19 protein-coding genes and 2 pseudogenes are annotated in these 25,196 nt (G+C 72.1%); 16 read left to right on the forward strand and 5 right to left on the reverse strand.

The annotated features are described in order from the left end of the window. The first annotated feature begins 178 nt into the window (after nt 1-178). Entirely contained in the window at nt 179-2,653 is a 2,475-nt protein-coding gene (locus tag ACFZDA_RS13645) for a ThuA domain-containing protein (protein WP_391079569.1), read from the forward strand. Nucleotides 2,654-2,700: 47 nt separating this feature from the next. Beyond that, nucleotides 2,701-4,842, forward strand: coding sequence for an OmpL47-type beta-barrel domain-containing protein (locus ACFZDA_RS13650; RefSeq protein ID WP_391080143.1), 2,142 nt, complete (start codon nt 2,701-2,703; stop codon nt 4,840-4,842). Here the strand turns inward: ACFZDA_RS13650 and ligD are convergent. Continuing rightward, nucleotides 4,829-5,860, reverse strand: coding sequence for a non-homologous end-joining DNA ligase (gene ligD, locus ACFZDA_RS13655; protein WP_391079573.1), 1,032 nt, complete (start codon nt 5,858-5,860; stop codon nt 4,829-4,831). The two genes, ACFZDA_RS13650 and ligD, sit on opposite strands and share 14 nt — an antisense overlap. 74 nt (nt 5,861-5,934) lie before the next feature. Here ligD and ACFZDA_RS13660 point away from each other — a divergent pair, with 74 nt between their 5' ends. Beyond that, the gene (locus ACFZDA_RS13660; protein WP_391079576.1) at nt 5,935-6,999 is read left to right on the forward strand and encodes an ATP-dependent DNA ligase; all 1,065 of its coding nucleotides are present in this window, start codon (nt 5,935-5,937) and stop codon (nt 6,997-6,999) included. A gap of 16 nt (nt 7,000-7,015) precedes the next feature. Here ACFZDA_RS13660 and ACFZDA_RS13665 read toward each other — a convergent pair whose 3' ends face one another. Then, nucleotides 7,016-8,206, reverse strand: a complete 1,191-nt coding sequence (locus ACFZDA_RS13665; RefSeq protein WP_391079579.1) for an alcohol dehydrogenase catalytic domain-containing protein — start codon at nt 8,204-8,206, stop codon at nt 7,016-7,018. Nucleotides 8,207-8,393: 187 nt separating this feature from the next. Between ACFZDA_RS13665 and ACFZDA_RS13670 the strand changes: the two genes are divergently transcribed. After that, nucleotides 8,394-9,398, forward strand: coding sequence for a DUF3048 domain-containing protein (locus ACFZDA_RS13670; RefSeq protein ID WP_391080146.1), 1,005 nt, complete (start codon nt 8,394-8,396; stop codon nt 9,396-9,398). A 20-nt stretch (nt 9,399-9,418) separates the two neighbouring features. Here ACFZDA_RS13670 and ACFZDA_RS13675 read toward each other — a convergent pair whose 3' ends face one another. Next, nucleotides 9,419-9,883, reverse strand: coding sequence for a MarR family transcriptional regulator (locus tag ACFZDA_RS13675; protein WP_391079582.1), 465 nt, complete (start codon nt 9,881-9,883; stop codon nt 9,419-9,421). A 222-nt stretch (nt 9,884-10,105) separates the two neighbouring features. Between ACFZDA_RS13675 and ACFZDA_RS13680 the strand changes: the two genes are divergently transcribed. From ACFZDA_RS13680 to ACFZDA_RS13715, 8 genes are all read left to right on the forward strand, one after another. Beyond that, complete coding sequence (locus tag ACFZDA_RS13680) at nt 10,106-10,861, forward strand: 3-oxoacid CoA-transferase subunit A (RefSeq protein ID WP_391079585.1); 756 nt, start codon at nt 10,106-10,108, stop codon at nt 10,859-10,861. Next, nucleotides 10,861-11,505, forward strand: a complete 645-nt coding sequence (locus tag ACFZDA_RS13685; RefSeq protein ID WP_391079587.1) for a 3-oxoacid CoA-transferase subunit B — start codon at nt 10,861-10,863, stop codon at nt 11,503-11,505. Before ACFZDA_RS13680 ends, ACFZDA_RS13685 begins: the two co-directional genes overlap by 1 nt. Then, entirely contained in the window at nt 11,502-12,704 is a 1,203-nt protein-coding gene (locus tag ACFZDA_RS13690) for an acetyl-CoA C-acyltransferase (protein WP_391079590.1), read from the forward strand. Before ACFZDA_RS13685 ends, ACFZDA_RS13690 begins: the two co-directional genes overlap by 4 nt. Nucleotides 12,705-12,721: 17 nt before the next feature. Then, nucleotides 12,722-13,495, forward strand: a complete 774-nt coding sequence (pcaH, locus tag ACFZDA_RS13695; RefSeq protein ID WP_391079593.1) for a protocatechuate 3,4-dioxygenase subunit beta — start codon at nt 12,722-12,724, stop codon at nt 13,493-13,495. Nucleotides 13,496-13,501: 6 nt separating this feature from the next. Further along, complete coding sequence (gene pcaG, locus ACFZDA_RS13700; RefSeq protein ID WP_391079596.1) at nt 13,502-14,107, forward strand: protocatechuate 3,4-dioxygenase subunit alpha; 606 nt, start codon at nt 13,502-13,504, stop codon at nt 14,105-14,107. Then, a complete protein-coding gene (gene pcaB / locus ACFZDA_RS13705) occupies nt 14,104-15,396 on the forward strand; it encodes a 3-carboxy-cis,cis-muconate cycloisomerase (protein WP_391079598.1) in 1,293 nt (430 codons plus the stop codon). Before pcaG ends, pcaB begins: the two co-directional genes overlap by 4 nt. Further along, nucleotides 15,393-16,514 carry a 3-oxoadipate enol-lactonase gene (gene pcaD, locus ACFZDA_RS13710; protein WP_391079601.1) on the forward strand — a complete coding sequence of 374 codons (1,122 nt, stop codon included), beginning with the start codon at nt 15,393-15,395 and terminating at the stop codon, nt 16,512-16,514. The genes pcaB and pcaD overlap by 4 nt, the downstream gene beginning before the upstream one ends. Nucleotides 16,515-16,588: 74 nt before the next feature. Then, nucleotides 16,589-17,380: an SDR family NAD(P)-dependent oxidoreductase gene (locus ACFZDA_RS13715; RefSeq protein ID WP_391079604.1), complete on the forward strand. Its 792-nt coding sequence runs from the start codon at nt 16,589-16,591 to the stop codon at nt 17,378-17,380. Nucleotides 17,381-17,469: 89 nt separating this feature from the next. Here the strand turns inward: ACFZDA_RS13715 and ACFZDA_RS13720 are convergent, their stop codons facing one another. Continuing rightward, entirely contained in the window at nt 17,470-20,154 is a 2,685-nt protein-coding gene (locus tag ACFZDA_RS13720; protein WP_391079607.1) for an AAA family ATPase, read from the reverse strand. Nucleotides 20,155-20,334: 180 nt separating this feature from the next. Here ACFZDA_RS13720 and ACFZDA_RS13725 point away from each other — a divergent pair. The 4 genes and pseudogenes from ACFZDA_RS13725 to ACFZDA_RS13740 all read left to right on the forward strand — a co-directional run bounded on the left by ACFZDA_RS13725 (nt 20,335) and on the right by ACFZDA_RS13740 (nt 24,276). Continuing rightward, nucleotides 20,335-21,636: pseudogene (locus ACFZDA_RS13725) on the forward strand (MFS transporter). Between the two features lie 18 nt (nt 21,637-21,654). Further along, on the forward strand, nt 21,655-22,809 hold the full coding sequence (locus ACFZDA_RS13730) for an anhydro-N-acetylmuramic acid kinase (RefSeq protein ID WP_391079610.1): 1,155 nt from the start codon (nt 21,655-21,657) through the stop codon (nt 22,807-22,809). 57 nt (nt 22,810-22,866) lie between these two features. Then, nucleotides 22,867-22,986, forward strand: a pseudogene (locus tag ACFZDA_RS13735) (DUF2510 domain-containing protein); the annotation flags it as partial. A gap of 78 nt (nt 22,987-23,064) precedes the next feature. Further along, the gene (locus ACFZDA_RS13740; protein WP_391080149.1) at nt 23,065-24,276 is read left to right on the forward strand and encodes a hypothetical protein; all 1,212 of its coding nucleotides are present in this window, start codon (nt 23,065-23,067) and stop codon (nt 24,274-24,276) included. A gap of 165 nt (nt 24,277-24,441) precedes the next feature. Here the strand turns inward: ACFZDA_RS13740 and ACFZDA_RS13745 are convergent, their stop codons facing one another. Next, entirely contained in the window at nt 24,442-25,056 is a 615-nt protein-coding gene (locus ACFZDA_RS13745) for a TetR/AcrR family transcriptional regulator C-terminal ligand-binding domain-containing protein (RefSeq protein WP_391079613.1), read from the reverse strand. Between the last annotated feature and the right edge of the window lie 140 nt (nt 25,057-25,196).

A 25,196-nucleotide genomic window follows, 5' to 3' on the forward strand; every position in this document is an offset into this window, starting at 1 on the left:
ACCCTGGTAAGGCTTTTACGACAGACGTACCTGGGATGAACCCGTGAGACGGTACCGGTCGCTCTCCCGTTTATCCACACTCAAGACAAAGTTGGTGCCATCGCGGTCATAGGTATTGGCGGGACGTGCAAAGGGGTTTAGCTTCCTTGGCGGTGTCGCTGTGACCGTGGAGGTGCCCATGCACTTACGAGGGTTGAGCAAGGGAAGACATGTCTGGGCGGCCTCCGTGGCCGCCGGAGTCGTGACCGCCGGACTGCTGTCGGGACCCGCCCACGCGGGCCCGTACCCGGAACCCCCGCTGACAACGATGTCGATCAAGTCGCCGCCGGGCGGCGCGAACGTACGGGTGCTGATCTTCCACGGTTCCGCGGCGGCCGGTGAGGAGTCGCCGGTGGTGAACGCCGGGATCGAAGCCATCGAGGACATCGGGCTGTCGGGACCGGCGAACCGCCGTTTCAAGGTGCAGGCCACCGACGACGCCTCGGTGTTCACTGACGAGACGAAACTCGGCCGCTTCAACGCGATCGTGTTCCTGACCGGCGGGGGCGATGTCCTCGACGCCGAGCAGGAGGCGGGCCTGGAGGCCTACATGGAGGCCGGCGGCGGGTTCGTCGGCATTCACGACGCCGCGCGCGCGGAGCCGTACTCGGACTGGTTCACCGGACTGGTCGGGGCCCGCCCGGCCGCGTCGAGCCCGGCGGCCGTCCAGCGGGCGACCGTCGAGGTCGGCGACCGCCGGCACCCGGCCACCAAGGACCTGCCGGTGCAGTGGAAGCGCCCCGACCAGTGGCTGAACTGGGTGAAGAACCCGTCGGGCGACGTCCACACGGTGGCGCGGGTCCGGGAGTCGACCTATCAGCCGGGGGCCGGCGCCAACGGCTGGGATCATCCGGTGAGTTGGTGCCGTGACTACGACGGCGGACGCTCCTTCTACACCGGCATGGGCGGCACGGTGTCGTCGTACGACGAGACCGACTTCCGGGCCCATCTGCGCGGCGCGCTGATGTGGACCACCCGGCTGGAGCAGGCCGACTGCAAGGCGACCATCAACGCCAACTACGCGGCCGAGCGGCTGACCAAGCCCAACCAGCCGGGGCAGAACGACCAGATCGGCGAGCCGCACGGGCTGGTCACCGCGCCCGACGGCCGGGTGTTCTACATCGGCCGGGGCGGCGCCGACTCCTCGCAGCCCGTGGTCACCGACTGGAACGACCCCGACATCGGCAAGGGCAAGGGCGAGATCCACGTCTACGACCCGAAGACCAAGCAGGTCACGCTCGCCGGTGCGCTCACCGTCTTCGGCAACAAGGGCGGCGGCGACGAGCTGGTCAAGGTCGAGGAGGGGCTGCTCGGGATCGAGCTGGACCCGAAGTTCGAGCAGAACGGGTGGGTGTACCTGCACTACACGCCCCACAGCCGGATCAACCGGGACACGCGGATGGCCGAGCGGCGGGTCTCCCGCTTCACGCTGGACCAGGCCACGAACAAGCTCGACCTGGGCAGCGAGAAGGTGCTGCTGAAGTGGCCGGTGCAGATCCACAGTTGCTGCCACGCGGGCGGCGGGATGGCCTGGGACTCCCAGGGCAACCTGTACATCGCCACCGGTGACAACAACTCCAGCGGGTTCAGCGGCGGTTACTCGGGCAACAACCCGCAGCCCAACTACAAGGGCGTCTCCTTCGCGGACGCGCGCCGCACGGCCGGCAACACCAACAACCTCAACGGCAAGATCCTGCGTATCCACCCGGAGCCGGACGGGACGTACACGCTTCCCCCGGGCAACCTCTTCACCGGGAAGGAGACCGACGAGGGCGGCGGCAAGACACGCGGCGAGATCTATGTGATGGGCGTCAGGAACCCCGCCCGTATCTTCGTCGACAAGTCGACCGACGTGCTCTACGCGGGCTGGGTCGGCCCGGACGCGAGCGCGCCCTCGACGACCTGGGGGCCGGCCAAGTACGACACGTTCGCCGCCATCACCAAGGCGAGCAACCGGGGCTGGCCGTACTGCATGGGCAACAAGCAGCCCTACCGGGACCGCAATCTGCCCGACCCGTCCCAGCCGCTCGGCTGGTACGACTGCGACCACCCGAAGAACGAGTCGCCGAACAACGACGGTCTGGTCAATCTGCCGCCGGTGACCGGCAACAACATCTGGTACTCGCCGCAGGGCGGCGCGCCGGACTACCCGCGGGACGCGAACGGTGTCCCGTCGTACAAGGCGGAGGAGGCCACGTACCGGCTGCCCTGGCTGAAGGGCGGCGGACAGGCCGCGATGAACGGGCCGGTCTACCGCTACGACGGTGACAGCACGAGCACGGCCAAGTGGCCCGCCTACTGGGACGGCAAATGGTTCGTCGGTGACTTCTACGACGCCGACCAGCCGCGCAACGCGGTGCTCATGGACCCGAAGACGCAGGGCGACGGCGGTCTGCCGGTGCACTCGGAGTCGCTGAAGAAGATCGTGCCGGTCGGCAACGACGGCATCAGGAACCTCATGGACTGGAAGTTCGGTCCGGACGGCGCGCTGTACGTCCTCGACTACGGGCGCGGCTTCTTCACCTCGGACTCCAAGTCGGCCCTGTGGCGGGTCACCTACAAGGGCGGCGGGCCGACCCCGGCCGCCGGTCGGCTGGCGAGGGGGACCGAGTGATCCGGCAGCGAAGAATCTGGGCCGCCCTGCTGGCCGCCCTGCTCGTGATGCTCGGCGTGCAGGCGATGCCCGCCGCCGGGCAGACGCAGGCGCCGGCCGCCGAACAGGTCCTCACCTGGACGGCCGGCAACGACATCGACAAGTACCTCTCGGCGCCGCAGACGGCGGTCGCCGGCACCGCCACGATCGTGTTCGAGAACAGCGTGGCCACCGGCAACACCACGGGTATGCCGCACACGCTGACGTTCGTGACCAGCGATCCCGAGTTCAACAACGACGTGCAGCTCAACATCCTGGCCAATCCGAACGACGCCCAGGGCGGCAAGCACACCGCCCAGGTCACGCTCACCCCCGGCCGGTACTTCTACCACTGCACGATCCCCGGCCACGGCCAGATGCAGGGCATCCTGGTGGTCACCGAGGGCACCGGCGAGGACACGACCGCGCCCGAGGCGTCGGCGCAGGTGAGCGGGACGCAGAACACGCAGGGCGAGTACGTCGGTTCGGCGAGCGTGGCGCTGCGCGCCACCGACGAGGGCGGCTCCGGCGTCGACAGGATCGAGTACGCGATCGGCGACGCGGGCGCCTGGCAGCCGTACACCGCGCCGGTCGTCATCGACCAGGTCGGCACCCACAAGGTCCGCTACCGCGCCTTCGACAAGGCGGGCAACGTCTCCGCCGAGAAGAGCACCGCGTTCACGGTGGTGGCGCCGCAGTCGGACGACACGACCGCGCCGGAGACCTCGGCGACGGTGAGCGGCGAGCGCGACCCGGACGGGGCGTACATCGACATGGCGACGGTCACCGTCTCCGCGTCCGACACGGGCTCCGGGGTGAACACGATCGAGTACGCGGTCGGCTCCGGTGCCTGGCAGCCGTACACCGCGCCGGTGATGGTGCACGAGGTGGGCGCGCACACCGTCCGCTACCGCGCCACGGACAAGGCGGGCAACGTGGCGGCCGAGAAGAGCGTGCGGTTCACGGTCGTCGCGGCGCCGCCGCAGGACACCACCCCGCCGGTGACGGGCGTGACCGTGGAGGGCACGAAGAACTCCGACGGGGCGTACGTCAACAGCGCCCGGGTGACCGTCACGGCGACCGACGAGCACGGTTCGGGCGTCGAGAAGATTGAGTACTCGCTGGACGGCGGGCCGTACCTGGCCTACACGGCGCCGGTGGTGGTCGACCGGGCGGGCGCGCACACCGTGGCGTACCGCGCGACCGACAAGGCGGGCAACACCTCGGCGGCGCGTACGGTGACCTTCACGGTCGTCTCGGGACAGGTACCGGCGCCGAACTGCCCGGAGTACGACGAGCGGCTCACGGTGATCGTCGGCGAGGTCGACTCCGGGGTGCGCAACCGGGTCACCGACAACCGCTGCCGGATCGGCGAGCTGATCGAGGACGAAAAGGAGTGGACGTCCCACGCGCTGTTCCTCAAGCATGTGACGTCCGTCCTCGACGCGCTGCTGAAGGAGGGCGTGATCGACCAGCGCGAGTACACAGCCATCCGCAAGGCCGCCCGTCAGTCCGGCATCGGCAAGCCGGGGCAGACCGAGGGCTACCGGGCGCTCTTCGACGGCAGCGCCGAGTTGCTGGCCAAGTGGCAGCAGGTGGGCGGTGGTTCGTTCGCGCTGAACCCCGACGGGACGATCACCTCCAGCACGACGACGCCGGGCATGGGCATGCTGTGGTTCCCGCAGCGCAAGTACGGCGACTTCTCGCTGAAGCTCCAGTGGCGTGACGACGCTCCCGGCGCGGGCAACGCCAACTCGGGTGTCTTCGTGCGCTTCCCGTGGGTCCTCGACCACCCGGAGGAGTCCCGGCCGGAGTGGGTCGCCATCAAGTACGGGCACGAGGTGCAGGTGCTCGACCGGCCCGACGGCGACATGTACAAGACCGGCTCGGTCTACGGGTTCGACCGGGTGGGCCTCGCCGGCGCCGGTGTGACGCAGAAGGGCACCTGGAACGACTACGAGATCCGTGTGGTCGGCCAGCACTACTCGGTGTTCCGTAACGGTGTCCTGATCAACGAGTTCGACAACACCGGAGGCCAGGAGTTCACCCCGCCCCGCTCGGACGACCCGGGCACGGACGGGCGGCGGTTCGCCTCCGGCTACATCGGGCTCCAGGTGCACAGCACGACGGACGTGGTCTCGTACCGCGACATCCGGATCAAGGAGTTGTAGGCCCGCCGCGCGTCTTCCTGGCCCTGCTCGGCTGTACCCGCCTCGGTTCCCCCGGCATCTTCGGATACTCGGGCGGGTACGGCAAGTCTCCCAGACCGTGGTCGTGCTCGTCGCGGCGGGCGAGGTCGAGCAGGGCCTCCAGGGAGTAGCGGTGGTCGTCCATGTCCGCGTGCACGTCGCCGAGTTCGGCGAAGCGCGCGGGCATCGTCGCGAGGTCGAAGTCCTGGGGGTGCGCGACCCCCACCTCGTCCCAGCGCAGGGGCGCGGAGACGGGGGCGTGCGGGCGGGGGCGTACCGAGTAGGCGGAGGCGATGGTGCGGTCGCGGGCCGTCTGGTTGTAGTCGATGAAGATGCGCTTGCCCCGCTCCTCCTTCCACCACTTGATGGTGACCTGCTCGGGCATCCGCCGCTCCATCTCCCGGCCGATGGCGATGGCGGCGCGCCGGACCTGGGTGAAGGTCCAGCGGGGTTCGATGGGCACGAAGACGTGCAGGCCCCGGCCGCCGGAGGTCTTGGGGAAGCCGCGCAGTCCGCCGAACTCGTCGAGGACGGCCCGCAGTTCGTGGGCGGCGCGGACGGCGTCCTCGTAGTCGGTGCCGGGCTGCGGGTCGAGGTCGATGCGGAGTTCGTCCGGGCGGTCGACGTCGTCGCGGCGGACCGGCCAGGGGTGGAAGGTGAGGGTGCCGAACTGGGCGGCCCACACCACGGCGCCGACCTCGGTGGGGCACATCTCGTCGGCGCTGCGGCCGCTGGGGAAGGTGATGTGCGCGGTCGGGATCCAGTCGGGCATGTTCTTGGGCGCCCGCTTCTGGAAGAAGTTCTCGCCGTTCACGCCCTCGGGGTAGCGCTCCAGGGTCGTGGGGCGGTCGCGCAGAGCGCGCAGGATGCCGGGGCCGACGGCCAGGTAGTAGCGGGCGAGATCCAGCTTGGTGAAGCCCCGCTCCGGGAAGAAGACCTTGTCCGGGCTGGACAGCCGTACGGTCCGGCCGCCCGCCTCCAGCTCCACCGCGTCACCCATGCGAGCCACGGTAGGCGTACCCCGCATACCTCGCACATCGGGCGCAGTTCGGCACAGGGGCGCAGAATCGGACCATGGATCTGCCGGTGATGCCCCCTGTCCTGCCGATGCTCGCCAAGTCCGTGGCGACGATCCCGCCGGGCATGCAGTACGAGGCGAAGTGGGACGGGTTCCGGGCGATCGTCTTTCGCGACGGGGACGAGGTCGAGCTCGGCAGCCGTACCGGCAAGCCTCTGACCAGGTATTTTCCGGAGCTGGTGACGGCCGTGCGGGAGTGGTTGCCTGGGCGCTCGGTGGTGGACGGGGAGATCGTGATCGCCCGGGAGGGGCATCTGGACTTCGACGCGCTGACGGAGCGGATCCACCCGGCGGACTCGCGGGTGCGGATGCTGGCCGAGCGGACGCCGGCCTCGTTCGTCGCCTTCGATCTGCTGGCACTGGGGGACGAGTCGCTGATGGACGCCCCGCTGACCGGCCGGCGGGAGCTGCTGGACCGGGAGCTCTCGGGGGTGAGCGCGCCGGTGCACCTGGCTCCGGCGACCACCGACATCGAGGTGGCGCGCAGCTGGTTCGAGCAGTACGAGGGGGCGGGGCTGGACGGGGTGATCGCCAAGCCGCTGACCGTGCGCTACCGGCCGGACGAGCGCGCCATGTTCAAGATCAAGCACGAGCGGACGGCGGACGTGGTCGTCGCCGGGTACCGCCTGCACAAGAGCGGCCCCGTGGTGGGCTCGCTGCTGCTCGGGCTGTACGACGACCGGGGCACCCTCCAGCACGTGGGTGTGTCCGCCGCGTTCCCGATGAAGCGGCGCGCCGAGCTGATGGAGGAGCTGGAGCCGCTGCGCATGGACGATGTCCGGGGGCATCCGTGGGCGGCCTGGTCCGAGGAGGCCGCGCACGAGAAGGCCCGGCTGCCCGGGGCGCCGAGCCGCTGGTCGGGCCGCAAGGACCTGTCGTGGGTGCCGCTCAGGCCCGAGCGGGTGGCCGAGGTGGCGTACGACCACATGGAGAACGGGCAGCGCTTCCGGCACACCGCCCGGTTCCGCCGCTGGCGCCCGGACCGCACTCCGGAGAGCTGCACGTACGCGCAGCTCCAGGAGCCGGTCCGCTACGACCTGGCTCAGATCCTGGGCGCGTAGGGCGCGCACGGACCCGTCAGGGCTGCATCAGCACCTTGACCGCGCCGTCCTGCTTGCGCTGGAACATCTCGTACGCGTGCGGGGCCTCGGACAGCGGCACCCGGTGGGTGGCGAACTCCTCGACGCCGAGCGGGTCCTCGTCGGTCAGGTACGGGATGATGTCGTCGCTCCAGCGGCGGACGTTGGCCTGGCCCATCCGTATCTGGATCTGCTTGTCGAACAGGGTGAGCATCGGCATCGGGTCGGCCATGCCGCCGTACACGCCGGACAGCGAGATGGTGCCGCCGCGGCGGACCAGGTCGATGGCGGTGTAGAGGGCGGCGAGGCGGTCGATGCTGAAGCGTTCGGCGAGCGGGCCGCCCAGCTTGCGCGGCAGCATCGCGGAGGTCTGCTGGACCAGCTTGGCCGCCGCGCTGCCGTGGGCCTCGGTGCCGACCGCGTCGATCACGGCGTCCGGGCCGCGGCCGTCGGTCTCGTCGCGGATCGCCTCGATGAGGTCCTTATCGTCGTCGAAGGACCTGAGGTCGTACGTCTCCACACCGCGCGAGCGCGCCCGGCGCAGCCGCTCCGGGACCAGGTCCACGCCGAACACCCGCCCCGCGCCCCTGGCCTGGGCGACCCGGCAGGCCATGTCGCCGATGGGGCCGAGGCCGAGCACGGCGATGCTGCCGCCCTGCGGGACATCGGCGTAGGCGACCGCCTGCCAGGCGGTGGGCAGGACGTCGGAGAGGTAGACGAAACGGTCGTCGGGCGGGCCTTCCGGCACCTTGATCGGACCGTACTGCGCCTGCGGGACGCGCAGGTACTCGGCCTGGGCGCCCGGTACCGAGCCGTACAGGCGGGTGTAGCCGAACAGGGCGGCGCCCATGCCCTCGCCGTGTACCTGGGTGGTCTCGCACTGGGTGGGCAGGCCGGTCAGGCACATCCAGCAGTTGCCGCAGGCGATCTGGAACGGCACCACGACCCGGTCCCCGGCCTGGAGGTCCGGGACGCCGGCGCCGACCTCCTCGACGATGCCGATGGGTTCGTGGCCGAGGATGTCGCCGGGGGTCATGAACGGCGTGAGCACCTCGTACAGGTGCAGGTCGGAACCGCACAGCCCGGTGGAGGTGACGCGGATGACCGCGTCCGTCGGCTCCTGGATCTCCGGATCGGGCACGTTCTCCACCCGGACGTCCCGCTTGCCCTGCCAGGTCACAGCCCTCATCGCCTCGCGCTCCCTCCGTCAGCTGCGCGTCGGCCGGCCGGTCGGTCAGTCGGCCAGGCCCGAGTACCCGGGCGTTGCGCGCTGAATCTTGAGCCGGTGGGCGGACGAAGCGGGAACCCTTTGTCAAAATCGATCAGGTATGGCCATTGGTGGGCATATAAGTACACAATCTAGACACGTCGAGGACATGGGGCCGGTGGCGACGGTGGGCAGAGAACGAGGGGCGCGCGGACGGCGCGCCGCGACGACAGCGGCGCTGCTGGCCGCCACGGTGACGGCCGCCCTGGCGGCGGGCTGCACCAGCGGGGGCGGTCCCGGCGACGACGGACGGGGCACCTCCAGACAGCCGGAGCAGAGCACATCGCCGTCGGCGACCGGCTCCTCCGTGCTCGCCGTCAAGCTCGACAACGCCGCCGCGGCCCGGCCGCACACCGGTGTCGACGCGGCGGACGTGGTCTACGCGGAGCAGGTCGAGGGCGGGCTGAGCCGGCTGATGGCGGTGTACGCGACGCGGTTGCCGAAGGCGGTCGGCCCGGTGCGCAGCGCCCGCGAGTCCGATCTGGAGCTGCTGCGCCAGTTCGACCGGCCCATCCTCGCGTTCTCCGGGGCGCAGAAGAAGCTGCTGCCGCTGATCGACAAGGCACCGCTGCAGGCAAAGACCCCGGGCGACGCCCCCGACGCCTACTTCCGCGGCTCCGGCAAGCCCGCCCCGCACAACCTCTATCTGCGGCCCGAGCGGCTCCTGCCCAAGGCTCCCGGTCCGGCCGCCCTGACCACCGGTTTCCGCTACGGCGCCGCCCCGGCCGGCGGCACGGCGACGACCTCGCAGACGGTGCGCTACCCGGCGGCCCGCTTCACCTTCACCTGGTCGGACTCCCGGGACCGCTGGCTGGTCGGCATGGACGGCGCGCCCGCCACGACGGCCGACGGGAAGCGGATGGCGGCCGCGACGGTCGTCGTGCAGTACGTGAAGGTGCGCGCGTCCGACTTCCGCGACTTCCTCGGCAACAACACGCCGTACACCGAGACCGTGGGCTCCGGAAAGGCCAGGGTGCTGCGCGACGGACGGGCCTACGACGTGCACTGGAAGCGCGAGCACGCCACGGACGGCACGGCGTTCACCACCGGCGACGGCACACCGGTGAACTTCGCGAAGGGCCAGGTGTGGGTGGTGTACGCCAAGGCGTCCTGACCCGCGGGAACCCGCGCCCGTCAGCCGGGCGCGACCAGGGACTCCCCCGGGTTGCGCAGCCCCTCGGCCGCGTCCGCGACACGCCGGATGAGGTCGAAGAACACCGTCCGCTCCTCGGCGGACAGCGGGGCGAGGAACACCTGGTTCATCCGGGCGGTGCGCAGGGTCAGCTTCCGATGGGTGCGCTCGCCCTCGTCCGTGAGACGCAGCAGGGAACGGCGGCCGTCCTCGGGGTCGCGGACCTTGTCCAGGAGTCCGCGCCTGCTGAGCCGGCTGATCACCTCGGCGACGGTCGACCGGTCCAGGCCCACCCGCTCCCCCACCGTGCGCTGGTCCAGCCCGGGCTCGTCGACGAGGGTGTTGAGGACCGCGTACTGGGGCGAGGTGATCTCCTCGGAGACCATCGTGTTCCACAGCAGGTAGTGCGCCTGCTGGAGCCGCCGGGCCAGGTGCCCGGGGTGGGTGGTGAGGTCCGCCGCCGCCATGTGCACCCCTCGCTCGGATTCATCCCGCTCGTATTCGTCGGTGCACTGAACAATACCCGGCAGCTCCGGCACTGTCTGCCGTCCGCTCAAGGGACCAGCGCCGGATACTCCGAGGTCTTGACGCCCTTCCGTCCCGATGGCAGCGTGAGAGAAGCTTCGCGGAAATACTCAGTGCCCTGACTAAATGGGGTCGGGTCGCTCGGAAGAGATGGGGCTTCTCGGATGGACAAGGTGGTCGCCACAGCCCTGGAGGCGGTGGCCGACGTCCCGGACGGCGCGTCGCTCGCGGTGGGCGGTTTCGGGCTGAGCGGTGTGCCGAACGTGCTGATCGGCGCGCTGTACGAGCGCGGGGTGACCGGGCTGTCGGTGGTCTCCAACAACTGCGGGGCGATGGAGACGGGCCTGGCGGTCCTGCTGGCGGCCGGCCGGATCGCGCGGGTGACGGGGTCCTACATCGGCGCCAACAAGGAGTTCGCCCGGCAGTACCTGGCCGGTGAGCTGGAGGTCGAGCTGATCCCGCAGGGCACGCTCGCCGAGCGGCTGCGGGCCGGCGGCGCCGGGATCCCCGCCTTCTACACCCCGGCCGGGGTGGGCACACAGGTCGCCGAGGGCGGGCTGCCGTGGCGCTACGACGGGCAGGGCGGGGTCGCGATCGCCTCCCCGGCGAAGGAGGTCCGGGAGTTCGACGGCACGCAGTACGTGCTGGAGCGGGGCATCCGCACGGACTTCGCCCTGGTCCGGGCCGCGAAGGGCGACCGGCACGGCAACCTGGTCTTCAGCAAGTCCGCCCGGAACTTCAACCCGCTGGCCGCGATGGCCGGCCGGGTCACGATCGCCGAGGTGGAGGAACTGGTGGAGCCCGGCGAGATCGACCCGGACGCGGTGCATCTGCCCGGCATCTTCGTGCGGCGGGTGCTCGCGCTCACCCCTGAGCAGGCGGCGGACAAGAAGATCGAGCAGCGGACGGTGAGGTCCTGATGGCCTGGAGTCGCGAGCAGATGGCCGCGCGGGCGGCACGGGAGCTGAGGGACGGCCAGTACGTCAACCTCGGAATCGGCCTGCCCACCCTCATCCCCAACTACCTCCCCGAGGGCGTCGAGGTCGTCCTCGAATCCGAGAACGGCATCCTGGGCACGGGCCCCTACCCCACGGAGGAACAGGTCGACCCGGACCTGATCAACGCGGGGAAGGAGACGGTGACGGTCCTGCCGGGCGCGTCGTTCTTCGACTCGGCGCTGTCGTTCTCGATGATCCGGGGCGGGCACATCGACGTGGCGGTGCTCGGTGCCATGCAGGTGTCCGAGCGGGGCGACCTGGCCAACTGGGCGATCCCCGGCAAGCTGATCACCGGGATCGGCGGGGCGATGGACCTGGTGCACGGCGCCCGTACGGTCGTCGTCGTCATGACGCACACCGCCAAGGACGGCTCGCCGAAGATCCTCACCGAGTGCACCCTGCCGCTGACCGGCAAGGGATGCGTGAACCGGATCATCACCGACCTCGGCGTCCTCGACGTCACCGACGACGGACTCGCCCTGGTCGAGACGGCGCCGGGTGTGACCGCCGCCGAGATCGCCGACCGGACCGACGCCGACCTGACCGTGCCGGAGGGCGTGAAATGAAGGACGTCTACATCGTCGACGCGGTCCGCACACCGATCGGCCGCTACAACGGCGCACTGGCCGGTGTGCGCCCGGACGACCTGGCCGCGCACGCCATCCGCGAACTCCTCGTCCGCGTGCCCCGGTTGGACCCGGCGCGGATCGAGGACGTGTACGTCGGCAACGCCAACGGCGCCGGTGAGGAGAACCGCAACGTCGGCCGGATGGCCGCCCTGCTCGCGGGCCTGCCCACCTCCGTGCCGGGCGTGACCGTCAACCGGCTGTGCGCGTCCGGCCTGGAGGCCGTGATCCAGGCGGCCCGGGCGATCGCCGTCGGGGACGCCTCGATCGCGCTGGCCGGCGGGGTCGAGTCGATGACCCGGGCCCCCTACGTCCTGCCGAAGAGCGACAGGCCCTTCCCGGCCGGGCACACCGAGCTGTACTCGACGACCCTCGGCTGGCGCATGGTCAACCCGCGCATGGAGCCGAAGTGGACGATTCCGCTGGGCGAGTCGGCCGAACTCATCGCCGACAAGCACGAGATCGGCCGGGAGCAGCAGGACGAGTTCGCGCTGCGCAGTCACGCGAAGGCCGCACAGGCTCAGCGGGCCGGGTTGTTCGACGCCGAGTTGGCGCCGGTGGAGATTCCGCAGCGCAAGGGCGACCCGGTTGTCTTCGCCGCCGACGAGTGTGTCCGTCCGGATGCCTCCCTGGCGGCGATGGGCAAGCTGAAGCCGTCGTTCAGGGCGGAGGGCGGCACGGTGACGGCGGGTAATGCGTCGCCGCTCAACGACGGTGCGGCGGCTCTGCTGCTGGTCGACGAGGAGGGGTTGAGGGCGACGGGGCGTGAGCCGCTGGCCCGCGTGTCCGCCACCGGTGTCTCCGCGATCGACCCGCACTACTTCGGGCTGGCGCCCGTGGAGGCGGTCGACCGGGCGTTGGCCAAGGCGGGCAGGGGGTTTGGCGACCTGTCCGTGCTGGAGCTGAACGAGGCGTTCGCCGCGCAGGTGCTGGGATGTGTGGCCGAGTGGCCCGAGTTCGATCCCGCGATCCTCAATCCGCAGGGTGGTGCGATCGCGCTCGGGCATCCACTGGGGGCGTCCGGGGCGCGGCTCGCCGGCACGGTCGCGCATCAGCTGGCGCGGCGGGGCAGCGGTGTGGGTGTCGCCACGCTTTGTATCGGGGTGGGCCAAGGCCTCGCCCTCGTCCTCGAACGTTGACGAAACGCGGGATCACGATGACTCTCACTCAACACGACATCGACCAGGAGATCGCGGCCGAACGTGCCGCGTACGAGAAGCGGCTCGCCGACGGTGGTCCCGTCGAGCATCAGCCGCGGCGTGACTACGCGCCGTACCGGTCCTCGGTGCTCCGGCATCCCAAGCAGCCGCCGGTCACGATCGACGTCAGCAAGGATCCGGAGCTGGTGGAGCTGGCCTCCCCGGCCTTCGGGGAGCGGGACATCACCGAGATCGACAACGACCTCACCCGGCAGCACGACGGCGCGCCGATCGGTGAGCGCATCACCGTCTCCGGGCGGCTGCTGGACCGCGACGGCCGTCCGGTGCGCGGCCAGCTCGTGGAGATCTGGCAGGCCAACTCGGCCGGCCGGTACGCCCATCAGCGCGAGCAGCACGACGCCCCGCTGGACCCCAACTTCACCGGTGTGGGCCGCACCCTCACCGACGACGAGGGCCGCTACCACTTCACCACCATCCAGCCGGGCCCGTACCCGTGGCGCCAGCACCTCAACGCCTGGCGGCCCGCGCACATCCACTTCTCGCTCTTCGGCACGGCGTTCACCCAGCGGCTCGTGACACAGATGTACTTCCCGAGCGACCCGCTGTTCCCCTACGACCCGATCATCCAGTCCGTGACGGACGACGCGGCCCGGCAGCGGCTGGTCGCGACGTACGACCACGGCCTGTCGGTGCCGGAGTTCTCGATGGGCTACCACTGGGACATCGTGCTCGACGGACCGCACGCCACCTGGATCGAAGAAGGGCGCTGACCTGCCATGACGAAGATCGACACCAGCCGGCCGGAGAGCGTGCTGCCCACCCCGTCGCACACCGTCGGCCCGTTCTACGGCCACGCCCTGCCCTTCCGCGGCGGCGAGGACATCGCGCCCCTGGGGCATCCGGACACCGTCACCCTGCACGGGTACGTCACCGACGGCGCGGGCAGTCCGCTGCCGGACGCCCTGGTGGAGCTGTGGGGCGCGGACCCGGACGGCAACGTGCCGACGGCGGACGGGTCGATGCGCCGCGATCCGGCGTCGGGCGGCTTCCTGGGCCGTAACGGCGTGGAGTTCACGGGCTGGGGACGTGTCCAGACCGATGCGAACGGCCACTGGTACGCGCGCACCCTACGGCCCGGCGCGCGCGGGCGGAGCGCCCCGTACATCAGTGTGTGCCTCTTCGCGCGGGGGCTGCTCGTGCACCTTTACACCCGTATCTACCTGCCGGGCGACGATGCCGCGCTCGCCGCCGATCCGCTGCTGTCCGGGCTGGAGGACGGACGCCGCGACACGCTGATCGCCGTGGCGGAGACGGCCGGCACGTACCGTTTCGACATCCGCCTTCAGGGCGAAGGCGAGACGGTCTTCCTGGAGTTCCAGTGACAGCTGCCCACGGTGACACCGGCCTGCTCGCCCCCGGGTGGGCCGACTCGGCGGCCGCGTCCGCCACGAGCGACCAGGCGTATCTGCGGGCGCTGCTCGACGCGGAGGCCGCGCTGACCCGGGCGCAGACGGCGCTGGGGCTGGCCCCCGCGGGGGCGGCGACGGCGGTGACCGAGGCGGCCGGCGGCGCCTTCGACGTACGGGCCCTCGCCGAGCGGGCCCGCGCGGGCGGCAACCCCGTCATTCCCCTGGTCGCGGAGCTGACGAAGGCCGTCGGCGAGGAGTACGGCCCCTATGTCCACCGGGGCGCGACCAGCCAGGACATCATGGACACCGCGACGATGCTGGTCGCCGTGCGCACGCTGGACCTCATCCTCGCCGACCTCGGCCGCACGCAGCGGGCGCTGGCGCGGCTGGCCGCCGAGCACCGTGACACCGCGATGCCGGGGCGGACGCTCACCCAGCACGCCGTACCGACGACCTTCGGGCTGAAGGCGGCCGGATGGCGGGCGCTCGTCCTCGACGCACGGGACCGGCTCACGGCCGTACGAGACTCGCTGCCCGCCCAACTCGGCGGCGCCGCAGGAACGTTGGCGGCATTCGGAGCGTACGGCGCGGACGATCCGGCCGCGCTGCCGGCGGCCTACGCCCGTGAACTCGGCCTGCGCGCCCCCGATCTGCCCTGGCACACCCTGCGGACACCCGTCGCCGATCTGGCCGGCTGTCTCGCCTTCACGGCGGGCGCGCTCGGGAAGCTCGCCGTGGACGTGCTGACCCTCTCGCGCACCGAGATCGCCGAGGTCGCGGAGAGCAGCGGCGGCGGCTCGTCGGCCATGCCGCACAAGTCCAATCCCGTACGGTCCACCCTCATCGCCTCCGCCGCGCGGCGGGCACCGCAGCTCGCGGCCACGCTGTACGGGTCGCTGGCGGCGGAGGACGAGCGTCCGGCCGGGGCCTGGCACGCGGAGTGGGAGCCGCTGCGGGACCTGCTGCGGCTGGCCGGCGGGGCCGCCCGGGACGCCGCCGAGCTGGCGGAGGGGCTGCGGGTCAGGCCCGAGGCCATGCGCGAACACCTGGATCTCACCGGCGGGTTGATCGTCTCCGAGCGGCTGTCCGCCGAACTGGCCCCGGTGCTGGGCCGCGCCGACGCCAAGGAACTCCTCACCCGGCTGGCCGCCGAGGGACGCCCGCCGGCCCAGGCGCCGGAGCTCGCGGACGCCGACCTCGATCCCACCCACTACACCGGCTCCGCCGGAGCCCTCACCGACCGTGCTCTGGAGCGACGTTGACACTCCTCGCCCACCGTGCCGAAGGGTCCCCTTCCGCACCCCCACTGCTGCTCGGCCCCTCCCTCGGCACGTCGAACGCCCTGTGGGACAAGGTGGCGCCCGAGCTGTCGATCACCCACCGGGTGGTCCGCTGGGATCTGCCGGGACACGGCGGCTCGGCGGCCGGTCTCATCGAGGCGGGCGCGACGGTCGGTGACCTCGCCGACCTGGTGCTGGCGCTCGCCGACTCGCTCGGCATCGAACGGTTCGCGTACGCGGGCGTGTCCCTGGGCGGCGCCGTGGGGCTGCACCTGGCCGTACACCGTCCGCAGCGGCTGTCGTCCCTCGCCGTGATCTGTTCCTCCGCGCACTTCAACGGGGCGAAGCCCTGGCAGGAGCGGGCCGCGCTGGTGCGGCGGGAAGGACTGGCCGGGCTGGCGGAGAGCGCGGACGCGCGCTGGTTCACGTCCGGGTTCACCGTGCCGGAGCTGGTGGAGGATCACCGTCGCGCCGACCCGGACGCGTACGCCGCCTGCTGTGACGCGCTCGCCTCGTTCGACCTGCGGGACCGGCTGCCGGAGATCGCCGTGCCGACGCTGCTCGTCGCCGGACGACACGATCCGGCGACGCCGCCCGCACATCTGCGGGAGATCGCGGACGCTGTGCAGGGCGCGACACTCGTGGAACTCCCGGGCGCCTCGCACCTGGCGCCCGCGCAGTGCCCGGAGGCGGTGCTGACCGCGCTGCGGGCACACCTCGGCGGGCCCGCCGGACGCGGGATGGAGGTGCGGCGCGAGGTGCTCGGCGACGCGCACGTCGACCGGGCGCAGGCCCGGCAGACCCCCTTCACGGCGCGCTTCCAGGACTTCATCTCCCGCTACGCCTGGGGCGAGATCTGGACCGATCCGACGCTGTCGCGCCGCGAGCGCAGCATGATCACCCTCACCGCGCTGGTCGCGCACGGCCACTACGACGAACTGGCCATGCACGTCCGGGCGGCCCGCCGGGGCGGGCTCACGCCGGAGGAGATCGGCGCGATACTGCTGCAGAGCGCGGTGTACTGCGGGGTGCCGGCGGCGAACTCCGCGTTCGCGACGGCCCAGCGGGTGCTGGCGGAGGAGGACGGCACGGCAGGGTGATCCTGCTGGTCGTAGGCTCGGCCGTGCCGGCGGCTGCCGTGCGGATGCCCCAGCCTCGTGCCTACGGTGGGGGCATGTCCACCATCCTGATCACCGGCGCCACCTCGGGGCTCGGCCGGTACGTCGCCTTCGAGCTGGTCCGTGCCGGGCACGTCGTCCTCGTCCACGGCCGCGACGAGGACCGTATAGGGCGACTCGTCGAGGAACTGCGGGCCGAAGGTGACGCCGAGGCGTTCGTCGCCGACCTGGCCTCACTGGCGCAGGTGCGCGAGCTGGCCGGGCACGTCGCCGACGCGCATCCCGAGCTCGACGTGCTGATCAACAACGCGGGCGTGGGGTCCGGGACGCCCGGCGCGGGCCGTGAGCTGAGCACCGACGGGCACGAGCTGCGGCTGGCGGTGAACTATCTCGCGCCGGTGGTCCTGACCCGGGCCCTGCTGCCGGTGCTGCGGGCGAACGCGCCGGCGCGGATCGTCAACGTCGGTTCGGCCGGTCAGGAACCCCTCGTCGTCGAGGACCCCGAGTTCACCCGCGGCTACGACGGCGTGTCGGCGTACTGCCGCAGCAAGTTCGCGCTCGTCGCGCACACCTTCGCGCTCGCCGGGGAACTGGACGGCACCGGCGTCTCGGTGAACGTGCTGCACCCGGCGACCTACATGGACACCGCGATGGTCCGCGAGGCGGGCATCACGCCCTGGAACACGGTCGCCGACGGGGCGGCCGGTGTGCTGGCCCTGGCCACGCGCGACCTGGGCAGCGGCCGGTACTACGACGGGACGAGCCCGGCACGGGCCCATGAGGCGGCGTACGACCCGGCAGCGCGGGCGCGGCTGGCGGCGATGACGGACCAGCTGGTGCGAGCCTGACGGCATCAGGCTCGCCGGCCTGGGCGTGCGTGTCCGGCCGACCGCGGTGACCGATCAGCCGGTGCCGGCGAGTCACCGGGGCTCCGCGCTCACCGCTGCCCGGCCCCTGTCTCCAACTCCGCACGCGCCCGCGCCGCCAGCCCGTCCGCACCGCACGAAACAGCCAGGTCCAGACCGCGGTTGAGGTCGCTCACCGAGCGGGCGAGGACGCCGTACTCGATGCGGGCCGCCGCGTGTTCGTACTGGCAGGGCGAGGACTCCAGGTAGGCGACGGCCTGTGCGGCGAGGCGTACCGCGCGCTGGCCTGTCTCCAGGGCGGCGGCGCACCGCAGGGCCTCGCCGATGGCGGTGTCCGTGCCGAAGCGCTCGGCCTGCCGTCGGACGTCTACGGCGAGCCGGGCTGCGCGGGCCGGGTCCTCGGCGGCGAGGGCACGGGCGAGGTCCACCGCCCAGGGGACGAGTACCGGGTTGTGGTGGCCGCGCACGGCCGCCGCCTTCTCGGCGGCCTCCAGTTCGTTGATGCCGTCCTTGGTGCGGCCGACGGCGAGCAGCAGCCGACCGCGCACCGCCCGCGGATCCGGAAGCACTATGGTCGACGGGTAGGGCGGGGCGAAGCCGTACCGTTCGGCGGCGTCCCAGGCCTCGTCGACTTGGCCGCGGGCGAGCAGCGTGTCGACGAGATTGCAGATGACGGTCCAGTACAGGGGCAGTCCGCGGCCGACGCGCTCGGCGAGGGGCAGCGCCTCGCGCAGGGATTTTTCCGCGTCCCCGAGGCGGCCTCGCCTGCGGTGTGCGACGCCGACATAGGCGTGTGCGAGGGCGAGGTGCCCGCCGGTCCAGCCGGCGATCTCGTAGGCGCGCACGGCGTCGTTGAAGAGGTTTTCGGCGCGGTCGAGGCGGTCGGTGTAGGCATACGCGTTGGCCAGCATCAGCAGCAGTTCGATGCCCCACTCGGTGCCGGTCCACCCGAGCCCGGCAGCGAGGCGGCCGTTGACGAGGGTACGGTCGCACAGCTCCACGACCTCCTCGGCGTTCTCACCCTGCATCAAGGCGTCGAAGCCGCGCAGGATGAGCAGCGCGCGTTCGGAGTTGTCGCGGCCGGTGCAGGTCCGCGCGAGCGCGGCCAGGCGCTCGGAGCGGCCCGGTGAGGCGACCTCGCCGGCGTGGATCCCCTCCCACATGAGGCGCACGGCCTCCAGCCGTATCCGGGCGGGCCCGGGTGCGAGCCGGGCCGCCTCCGCCTCGACGGTGCGGACGGCCTCCTCGAGTTCGTCGTGGTGAACCAGCGCCTGCGAGAGACGGACGACGGCGTCCACCCGGTCGTCGCCATCGAGGCCGGGCATGCCGAGCGCCGTCCGCAGGTGGCCGATCGTCCTGCCGGGCGCCGTCAGGAGGGTGGCGAAGCCCAGTTCGCACAGGACGTGCGCCTGGATGTCGGGCCGGGGCGGTTCTTCCAGGGCGCGCTCCAGGCAGCGGCGGGCGGCGTCGGGCGCGCCCACGGCGAGGTGCTCGCGGGCGGCCTCGCGCAGTTGCCCGACGAGTTCCTCGTCGTCGTCCGGGTGGACTTCGAGGAGGTGGCGGGCGGCGGCAGCGGCGCCGTGTCCTTCGTCGGTGACGATACGGGCGGCGATGCCGTGCATGGCGGTGCGCAGGGCGTCCGGGATCGAGTTGTAGACGGCGGTGGCGATCAGCGGGTGGACGAACTCCAGGTCCCCTTCGGCGGTGCGGCCGGTGGCGGGGTCGGGCGGGGTGAGGATGCGGGCGGTGCGCAGCAGTTCGGCGCAGCGGCGGGCTTCCTCGGGCTTGAGGGTGGCGAGCTTGGCGACCAGGTCGACGGAGATGCCGGTGCCGAGGATGGCGGCGGCCCAGGCGAACCTGGTGGCGTCGATGCCGAGTTCCTCCAGGCGGGCGACGATGCCGCCGCCGCGGGCCGAGCGGTTCAGTGCGCGCAGTTCCCCGGCCCGGGCCTCGACCGGTTCGAGTTCGCTGTCCTGGACCTTGGCGAGGAGTTCGACGGTGTCGTAGGGGTTGCCCGCGGTGACGGCCCAGACCTCGCGGCAGAACGCGGCGTCGGCGTGCGCGCCCAGGGTGGCGCGGGTGAGTCCGGCCGTGGCGTCCGGGGTGAGGGCGCTCAGGGTCGTGCCGGGGCCGTCCGCGGCGGCGGCGACGGTGTCGAGGAGCCGGGCGCTCGTGCCGGAGACCTCGCCCGGGCGGCGGGTGACGACGACCAGGACGGACATCTCGTCGCGGCGTTCGGCCAGCGCGGCGAGCCAGTGCAGGGTTTCCTGGTCGGCCCAGTGGGCGTCGTCGACGAGCAGCACCAGCGGCCAGTCCCTGCGGGAGAGCCGGCGCGCGGCGGCGACCAGGCCGTCGCACACGCCCTGCGGGTCGGCCTGCCGGTCGCCGGGGTCCGCGATGCCGAGGGCGGGCCCGGCGATGTCGTACCAGTCGCCGAGGTACACGCGGGCTTCCTCCGGCAGCATCGACATCAGCGCGGGTTGCAGTAGCTGCCGTACGACGTTGAAGGGGACCGACCTGAGGGTCTCGCCGCCACGGGCCGACCACACCTGGCAGCCGCGTGCCTCCGCGATGCGGCGGGTTTCGGCCAGCAGCGTGGTCTTGCCGAGTCCGGCCTCGCCGCAGAAGAGCAGCAGCCCGCCGGACGAGGAGCGGTCCGCGCACAGGCTGTCGACCGCCCGCGCGACGGCGGCGACCTCCTCGTCGCGCTCCCACAGGGGAGCCGAGGCGGCGGCCGTAGGCCGTACCTCCGTCATCCCGCTACCTCCCCAAGTCGCCCGAATGACGTACAGACGTCGAGCGTAGCCGTCCGATTGCCTGAGTGGAGGATGGTCGGGGCACCTGTTGCCGTGACGGGTGACACCGGGTGGGGTCGGGCGCCGCATCCGGGCCGTCACCAGCCGTCTTCGCGTCAACGGCGTGCAATTGCGAGGGAGGTGACGTTCATTCACCACACTGGGCGGACACGGCGGGGCCGACGGGCGCTGGTCGCCGGGTCGGTGGGCAATCTCATCGAGTGGTACGAGTTCGGCGTCTACGGCTACTTCGCGACGATCATCGCGGCGCGGTTCTTCACGCCGGAGGGCGGCAGCGAGATCGAGGGGCTGGTGAAGACGTACGCCTCGTTCGCGCTGGCGTTCTTCTTCCGTCCCGTCGGCGCGGCACTTTTCGGCCGTCTGGGCGACCGTATCGGCCGTCGTCCGGTGCTGGTCCTGGTGATCACGCTGATGACGGTCGCGACGACGCTCATCGGCGCGCTGCCGACGTACGCGCAGGCGGGCGCCCTGGCGCCCTGGCTGCTGACGTTCCTGCGGGTGCTCCAAGGGTTGTCGGCCGGTGGAGAGTTCGGCGGGGCCGTGTCGATGATGACGTAGTTCGCGCCGCCGGGCCGGCGGGGACTGTACGGGTCGTGGCAGTCGTTCACGGTGGCGCTGGGGCTGCTGGCCGGTGCGGGCGCGGCGGCGGCGTTGGCCACGGTGCTGACGGAGGAGCAGCTGGGATCGTGGGGGTGGCGACTGCCGTTCCTGCTGACGCTGCCGCTGGGCCTGGGGGTGTTGTGGCTGCGGCTTCGGCTGGACGAGACGCCGGCGTTCGTGGCGGAGGCGGCGCAGGAGACGCCTCCTGCGCGCGAGGTCGCCAAGGCCGTCGTACTGGGCGCGGGGCGGATCATGGGATGGGCCGCGGCCGGTTACACGTTCCTCGTCGTGCTGCCGTCGTATCTCCAGAGTTCGCTGGGCGCGACGTTCCAGCAGGCGCTGGTCGCCACCGTGCTGGCCAACCTGGGCTTCGCGGTGACGATCGTGCCGGCGGGGCTCCTCAGCGACCTGCTCGGGCGGCGGGCGGTGATGCTGACCGGGGCCGTGCTGGTGGTGGTCCTCGCGGTGCCGCTGCTCAACCTTCTTCAGGAGCCGGGCGTTTCGAACACCGTGAAGGGTGCGGCGGTGTTCGGCGCGGGCGCGGTGGTGGGGCTGCTGGCGGGTCCGGGGCCGGCGATGCTGTCCGAGATGTTCCCGACCCGGGTGCGCTGCACCGGCCTCGGACTCGCCTACGCGCTGTCCAACGCGGTGTTCTCGGGGTGCGCCGGGCTCATCATCACGGAGACGATCGAACGGACGGGGAGCGTCGACATCCCCGCGTACTACGCGGCGGCGGCGTGCGCGGTGAGCGTGCCGGCGCTGGTCACGCTGTCCCGACCGCGGGCGGGTGTGGTCGAGGTGGCGGAAGAGAAGGCGGGTTGAGCGGATGCGGGTGAACGGATGCGGGTGATCGGGCTCATGTCCGGGACGTCGTACGACGCCATCGACGCGGCGGCGGCCGAGCTGGACCTCGTCGGCGCCGGCCTGGTGCTGAAGCCGCTCGGCATGGTCAGCGAGCCGTACGACGGTGAACTGCGCGAGTCCCTGGCCGCCGCCCTGCCGCCGGGCACCACCACGCTCGGCGAGGTGTGCCGGCTGGACACCCTCATCGGGCAGGCCTTCGCGGCCGCCGCGCTCCGGGCCGACCGGGAACTGTGCGAGGGACGGGCCGAGTTGGTGGCCTCGCACGGGCAGACCGTCTACCACTGGGTCGCCGGGAAGGAGGTGCACGGCACACTCCAGCTCGGGCAGCCGGCGTGGATCGCCGAGGCGACCGGGCTGCCCGTGGTCGCCGATTTCCGGCCGCGGGACATCGCCGCCGGCGGGCAGGGCGCCCCACTGGTCAGCCTGTTCGACGTGCTGTGGCTGCGGGGCCGGCCGGGCAGGCCCGTCGCGCTGAACATCGGCGGTATCGCCAACCTCACCGCGCCCGACGGGACCGCCTTCGACACGGGGCCGGGCTGTGCGCTGATCGACGCGGCGGCCCGGGGGTTCAGCGGCGGCGCTCTGGCCTACGACACGGACGGGGCCCTGGCCGGGCGCGGGCGGGTGCACGGGCCACTGCTGGACCGGCTGCTGGAGGAGCCGTACTACGCGCTGCCCGCGCCCAAGACGACGGGCAAGGAGCTGTTCCACCTCGGTCATCTGCGGGACGCGCTGACCGGGTTCGGGACGCTGCCGGCCGAGGACGTCGTCGCCACCCTGACGATGCTCACGGCCCGGACGGTGGCGGACGCCGTGCGGTCGGTGGGCGCGACGGAGGTCGTCGCCTCGGGCGGCGGGACCCGCAACCCGGTGCTGACAGGGATGCTCGGGGAGCTGCTGCCGGGGGTGGCGGTGCGCACCTCGGACGAACTGGGGCTGCCGTCCGGCGCGAAGGAGGCGTACGCCTTCGCGGTCCTGGGGTTCCTGACCCTGCACGGCCTGCCCGGCACCGAGCCGGCGAGCACGGGTGCGCGGCATCCGAGCGTGCTCGGTTCAGTGACCCCGGGCCGGGACGGGCTGCGGCTGCCCCCGCCGGCCGGCCGTCGGCCGACGCGCCTGGTGCTGGACTGACGCGATCCGTTCGCCTCCTCTCATCCCACTTTCACCGACGCCTCATACGGTGGGGGCATGACGCAGGAGACTCCTCCCGGGTGGTACCCCGACCCCGGACAGAAAAGTGACGGGCCCGCCACCGTGCGCTGGTGGGACGGCAAGACCTGGTCGGACCGCATCCGCCCGGCACAGCCGACCGCGGCCTGGGGTCCCCCTCCGCAGGATCCGGCCCCTGACGAGGCTTCGTCGGGAGAACCGGCCCCGTCGGGTGATATGCCGGCCGCAGGGCAGCAGAGCGCCACCGGGCAGCCGGAGGAGGGGACTTCGGCTGGTGCCGGGGCACGAGGAGCCCCCGGGGTTCCCGGCGGTGCCGCGCACCCGGCCGGCGCCGGACAGTCGGACACGGGGCAGCCCTCCGATGCCGGGACGCCAGGAGCCTCCGGAATACCGGGAGACTCCGGGTATCCGGGTGGTGCCGCAGCCCCGGGGACCGCCGGGAATCCGGCCGGTGCGGGAACCCCGGGAGCCCCCGCTCATCCGGCTGGTGCCGGACATCCGACCGTCGCGGCCTATCCGGGCGGACCTGGATATCCGGCCGGCGCCGGGTATCCCGCAGCCCCCGGGTATCCCGCCTACCCCGCCGCGCCTCCGGCCGCCGGCCGAGGGCGAGGGCTGCGGATCGGGATAGCCGTGGCGGCAGCCGTCGCCGTCCTCGCCAGCATCGGTGTCGGCGTGTACGCGCTGACCGACGACGGCGGCTCGGGCGGCGGTACCGCCACCTCGCAGGGACCGGGCGGCCCGGGCGGTCCCGGGCTCCAGGGCGGGCCGTTCGGCGGACCGGGCGGATCCGGAGGTTCCGGCGGGGACGGCGGGAGCGGCGGGAGCGGCGGGGACGGCGGGGACGGCAGCTCCGGGGGGCAGAGTCCCTCGCCCGAGCAGTCCGAGCCGCCGAAGATCAGGAGCGGGTCGGTGACCGACGCGGTCAGCGGGATCAGCCTGCCGATCCCCAAGGGCTGGTACGGCCAGGAGGTCAGGGCCGGCGCGCAGGTGACCTCGGACGACTCCTACAAGTGCCCGGGCGACACCTCCGCGACCTGCACGAAGGGCGGTGCCTACTCGGCCCCGGCCCTGGCCCTCGGCACCAAGGGCAGCACACCCGAGGAGATCGCCAAGGCGGACATCACGGCGAACGCCGAGGAGTCCTACGGCGGCAAGTCCTACGGCGGGATCACCTCCCACGAGGTGCTGGACTCCAGGGCCGTGACCGTGGCCGGGCAGAAGGGCTATCTGGTCCGCTGGAAGGCCGTCACCAGCAAGGGCGCCGACGGCATCGTGGAGTCGCTCGCGTTCCCCTCGCCCGCGAACGCCAAGCAGATGGTCGTCGTGCGCTTCGGCGTCGACGCCGACCAGAAGGAAGCCGTCCTGGACGAGATCACCAAGGGCATCGAGGTGTCGACGGGCGGCGGCAACGGCCAGACCGTCTGACGGGCCCCGGAGAACCGGCCGGGCCGGGACACCATCGGCCGGGTGGGGCGCCCCCGCCGCTCACAGGGGCACCCCACCCGGCCGGGGGGTGCGCGCCGCCCCCGTCCCCACGGGTCGGCGCGGTCGGGTCACCGTCCGGTCATCCCGTGGACGGCGGCCCGGGTCTCAGGTGAGGCCCAGTGCCGGCAGCACGGCCGCCTCCACGAACCGGACCAGATAGTCCGGGTCCGGCTCCGCGTCCTCGCCCTCCAGCAGGGGACGGATGCGCATCACGCCGAACATCTGGGCCGGGATGTACTCCAGCGCCGGGTGATCGGCGGGCACCTCGCCCCGTTCGACCCCGCGGCGGATGATCTCCTTGAGCGCGGCGATCTCCGGTTCCACCAGCGCCTCGCGCAACGCGCCCTTCAGCTCGGGGTCCTGGGGCGCGGCGTGGGCGAGCGCCTGGAGGAGCTTGGTGTCCCGGCCCGACAGCTCGCCCGCCGCCCGGGCGGCCTCGCGCAGATCGTCCGCGAGCGAGCCGGTGTCGATACAGCGCGTCCGCCGGTGCGAGCGCAGCGCCGCCGCCACGAACTGGGGCTTGGTCTTCCACTGCCGGTAGAGCGTGGACTTGCTGCACCGGGTGCTGGCCGCGATCCCCTCCATGGTGACGGAGTCGTACCCGCACTCGCGGAGCTGCTCCAGCACGGCGTCGTAGAACTCCTGCTCACGCTCCGGCGTGATCTTGGAGCGGCGCGAGGCACCGACCGCCTCGGGTCGGTCCGCAGCCTGCGACGTCATGGGCTGTGCTCCTGGCGTCCTCGGGCGGCCGGAAAATTCCCGGCCGGCGATGTGTCGTTCGTCTATCGATACACCAGTGTACCGGTACGCGGCCGTATCGGTACACTGGCGTATCGGTACGCACTCGTACCGATAACAGC

Source organism: Streptomyces sp. NPDC007991 (assembly GCF_042958445.1).
GTDB lineage: Bacteria > Actinomycetota > Actinomycetes > Streptomycetales > Streptomycetaceae > Streptomyces.

Coding starts and splice junctions, on each gene's coding strand:
- ACFZDA_RS13670 (WP_391080146.1), top strand. CDS start 8,394: ATGGGGCCGGTGGCGACGGTGGGCAGAGAACGAGGGGCGCGCGGACGG.
- pcaH (WP_391079593.1), top strand. CDS start 12,722: ATGACTCTCACTCAACACGACATCGACCAGGAGATCGCGGCCGAACGT.
- ACFZDA_RS13685 (WP_391079587.1), top strand. CDS start 10,861: ATGGCCTGGAGTCGCGAGCAGATGGCCGCGCGGGCGGCACGGGAGCTG.
- ACFZDA_RS13675 (WP_391079582.1), bottom strand. CDS start 9,883: ATGGCGGCGGCGGACCTCACCACCCACCCCGGGCACCTGGCCCGGCGG.
- ligD (WP_391079573.1), bottom strand. CDS start 5,860: ATGGGTGACGCGGTGGAGCTGGAGGCGGGCGGCCGGACCGTACGGCTG.
- pcaG (WP_391079596.1), top strand. CDS start 13,502: ATGACGAAGATCGACACCAGCCGGCCGGAGAGCGTGCTGCCCACCCCG.
- ACFZDA_RS13650 (WP_391080143.1), top strand. CDS start 2,701: ATGCTCGGCGTGCAGGCGATGCCCGCCGCCGGGCAGACGCAGGCGCCG.
- ACFZDA_RS13715 (WP_391079604.1), top strand. CDS start 16,589: ATGTCCACCATCCTGATCACCGGCGCCACCTCGGGGCTCGGCCGGTAC.
- ACFZDA_RS13645 (WP_391079569.1), top strand. CDS start 179: ATGCACTTACGAGGGTTGAGCAAGGGAAGACATGTCTGGGCGGCCTCC.
- ACFZDA_RS13680 (WP_391079585.1), top strand. CDS start 10,106: ATGGACAAGGTGGTCGCCACAGCCCTGGAGGCGGTGGCCGACGTCCCG.
- ACFZDA_RS13660 (WP_391079576.1), top strand. CDS start 5,935: ATGGATCTGCCGGTGATGCCCCCTGTCCTGCCGATGCTCGCCAAGTCC.
- ACFZDA_RS13730 (WP_391079610.1), top strand. CDS start 21,655: ATGCGGGTGATCGGGCTCATGTCCGGGACGTCGTACGACGCCATCGAC.
- ACFZDA_RS13690 (WP_391079590.1), top strand. CDS start 11,502: ATGAAGGACGTCTACATCGTCGACGCGGTCCGCACACCGATCGGCCGC.
- ACFZDA_RS13745 (WP_391079613.1), bottom strand. CDS start 25,056: ATGACGTCGCAGGCTGCGGACCGACCCGAGGCGGTCGGTGCCTCGCGC.
- ACFZDA_RS13740 (WP_391080149.1), top strand. CDS start 23,065: ATGCCGGCCGCAGGGCAGCAGAGCGCCACCGGGCAGCCGGAGGAGGGG.
- ACFZDA_RS13665 (WP_391079579.1), bottom strand. CDS start 8,206: ATGAGGGCTGTGACCTGGCAGGGCAAGCGGGACGTCCGGGTGGAGAAC.
- ACFZDA_RS13720 (WP_391079607.1), bottom strand. CDS start 20,154: ATGACGGAGGTACGGCCTACGGCCGCCGCCTCGGCTCCCCTGTGGGAG.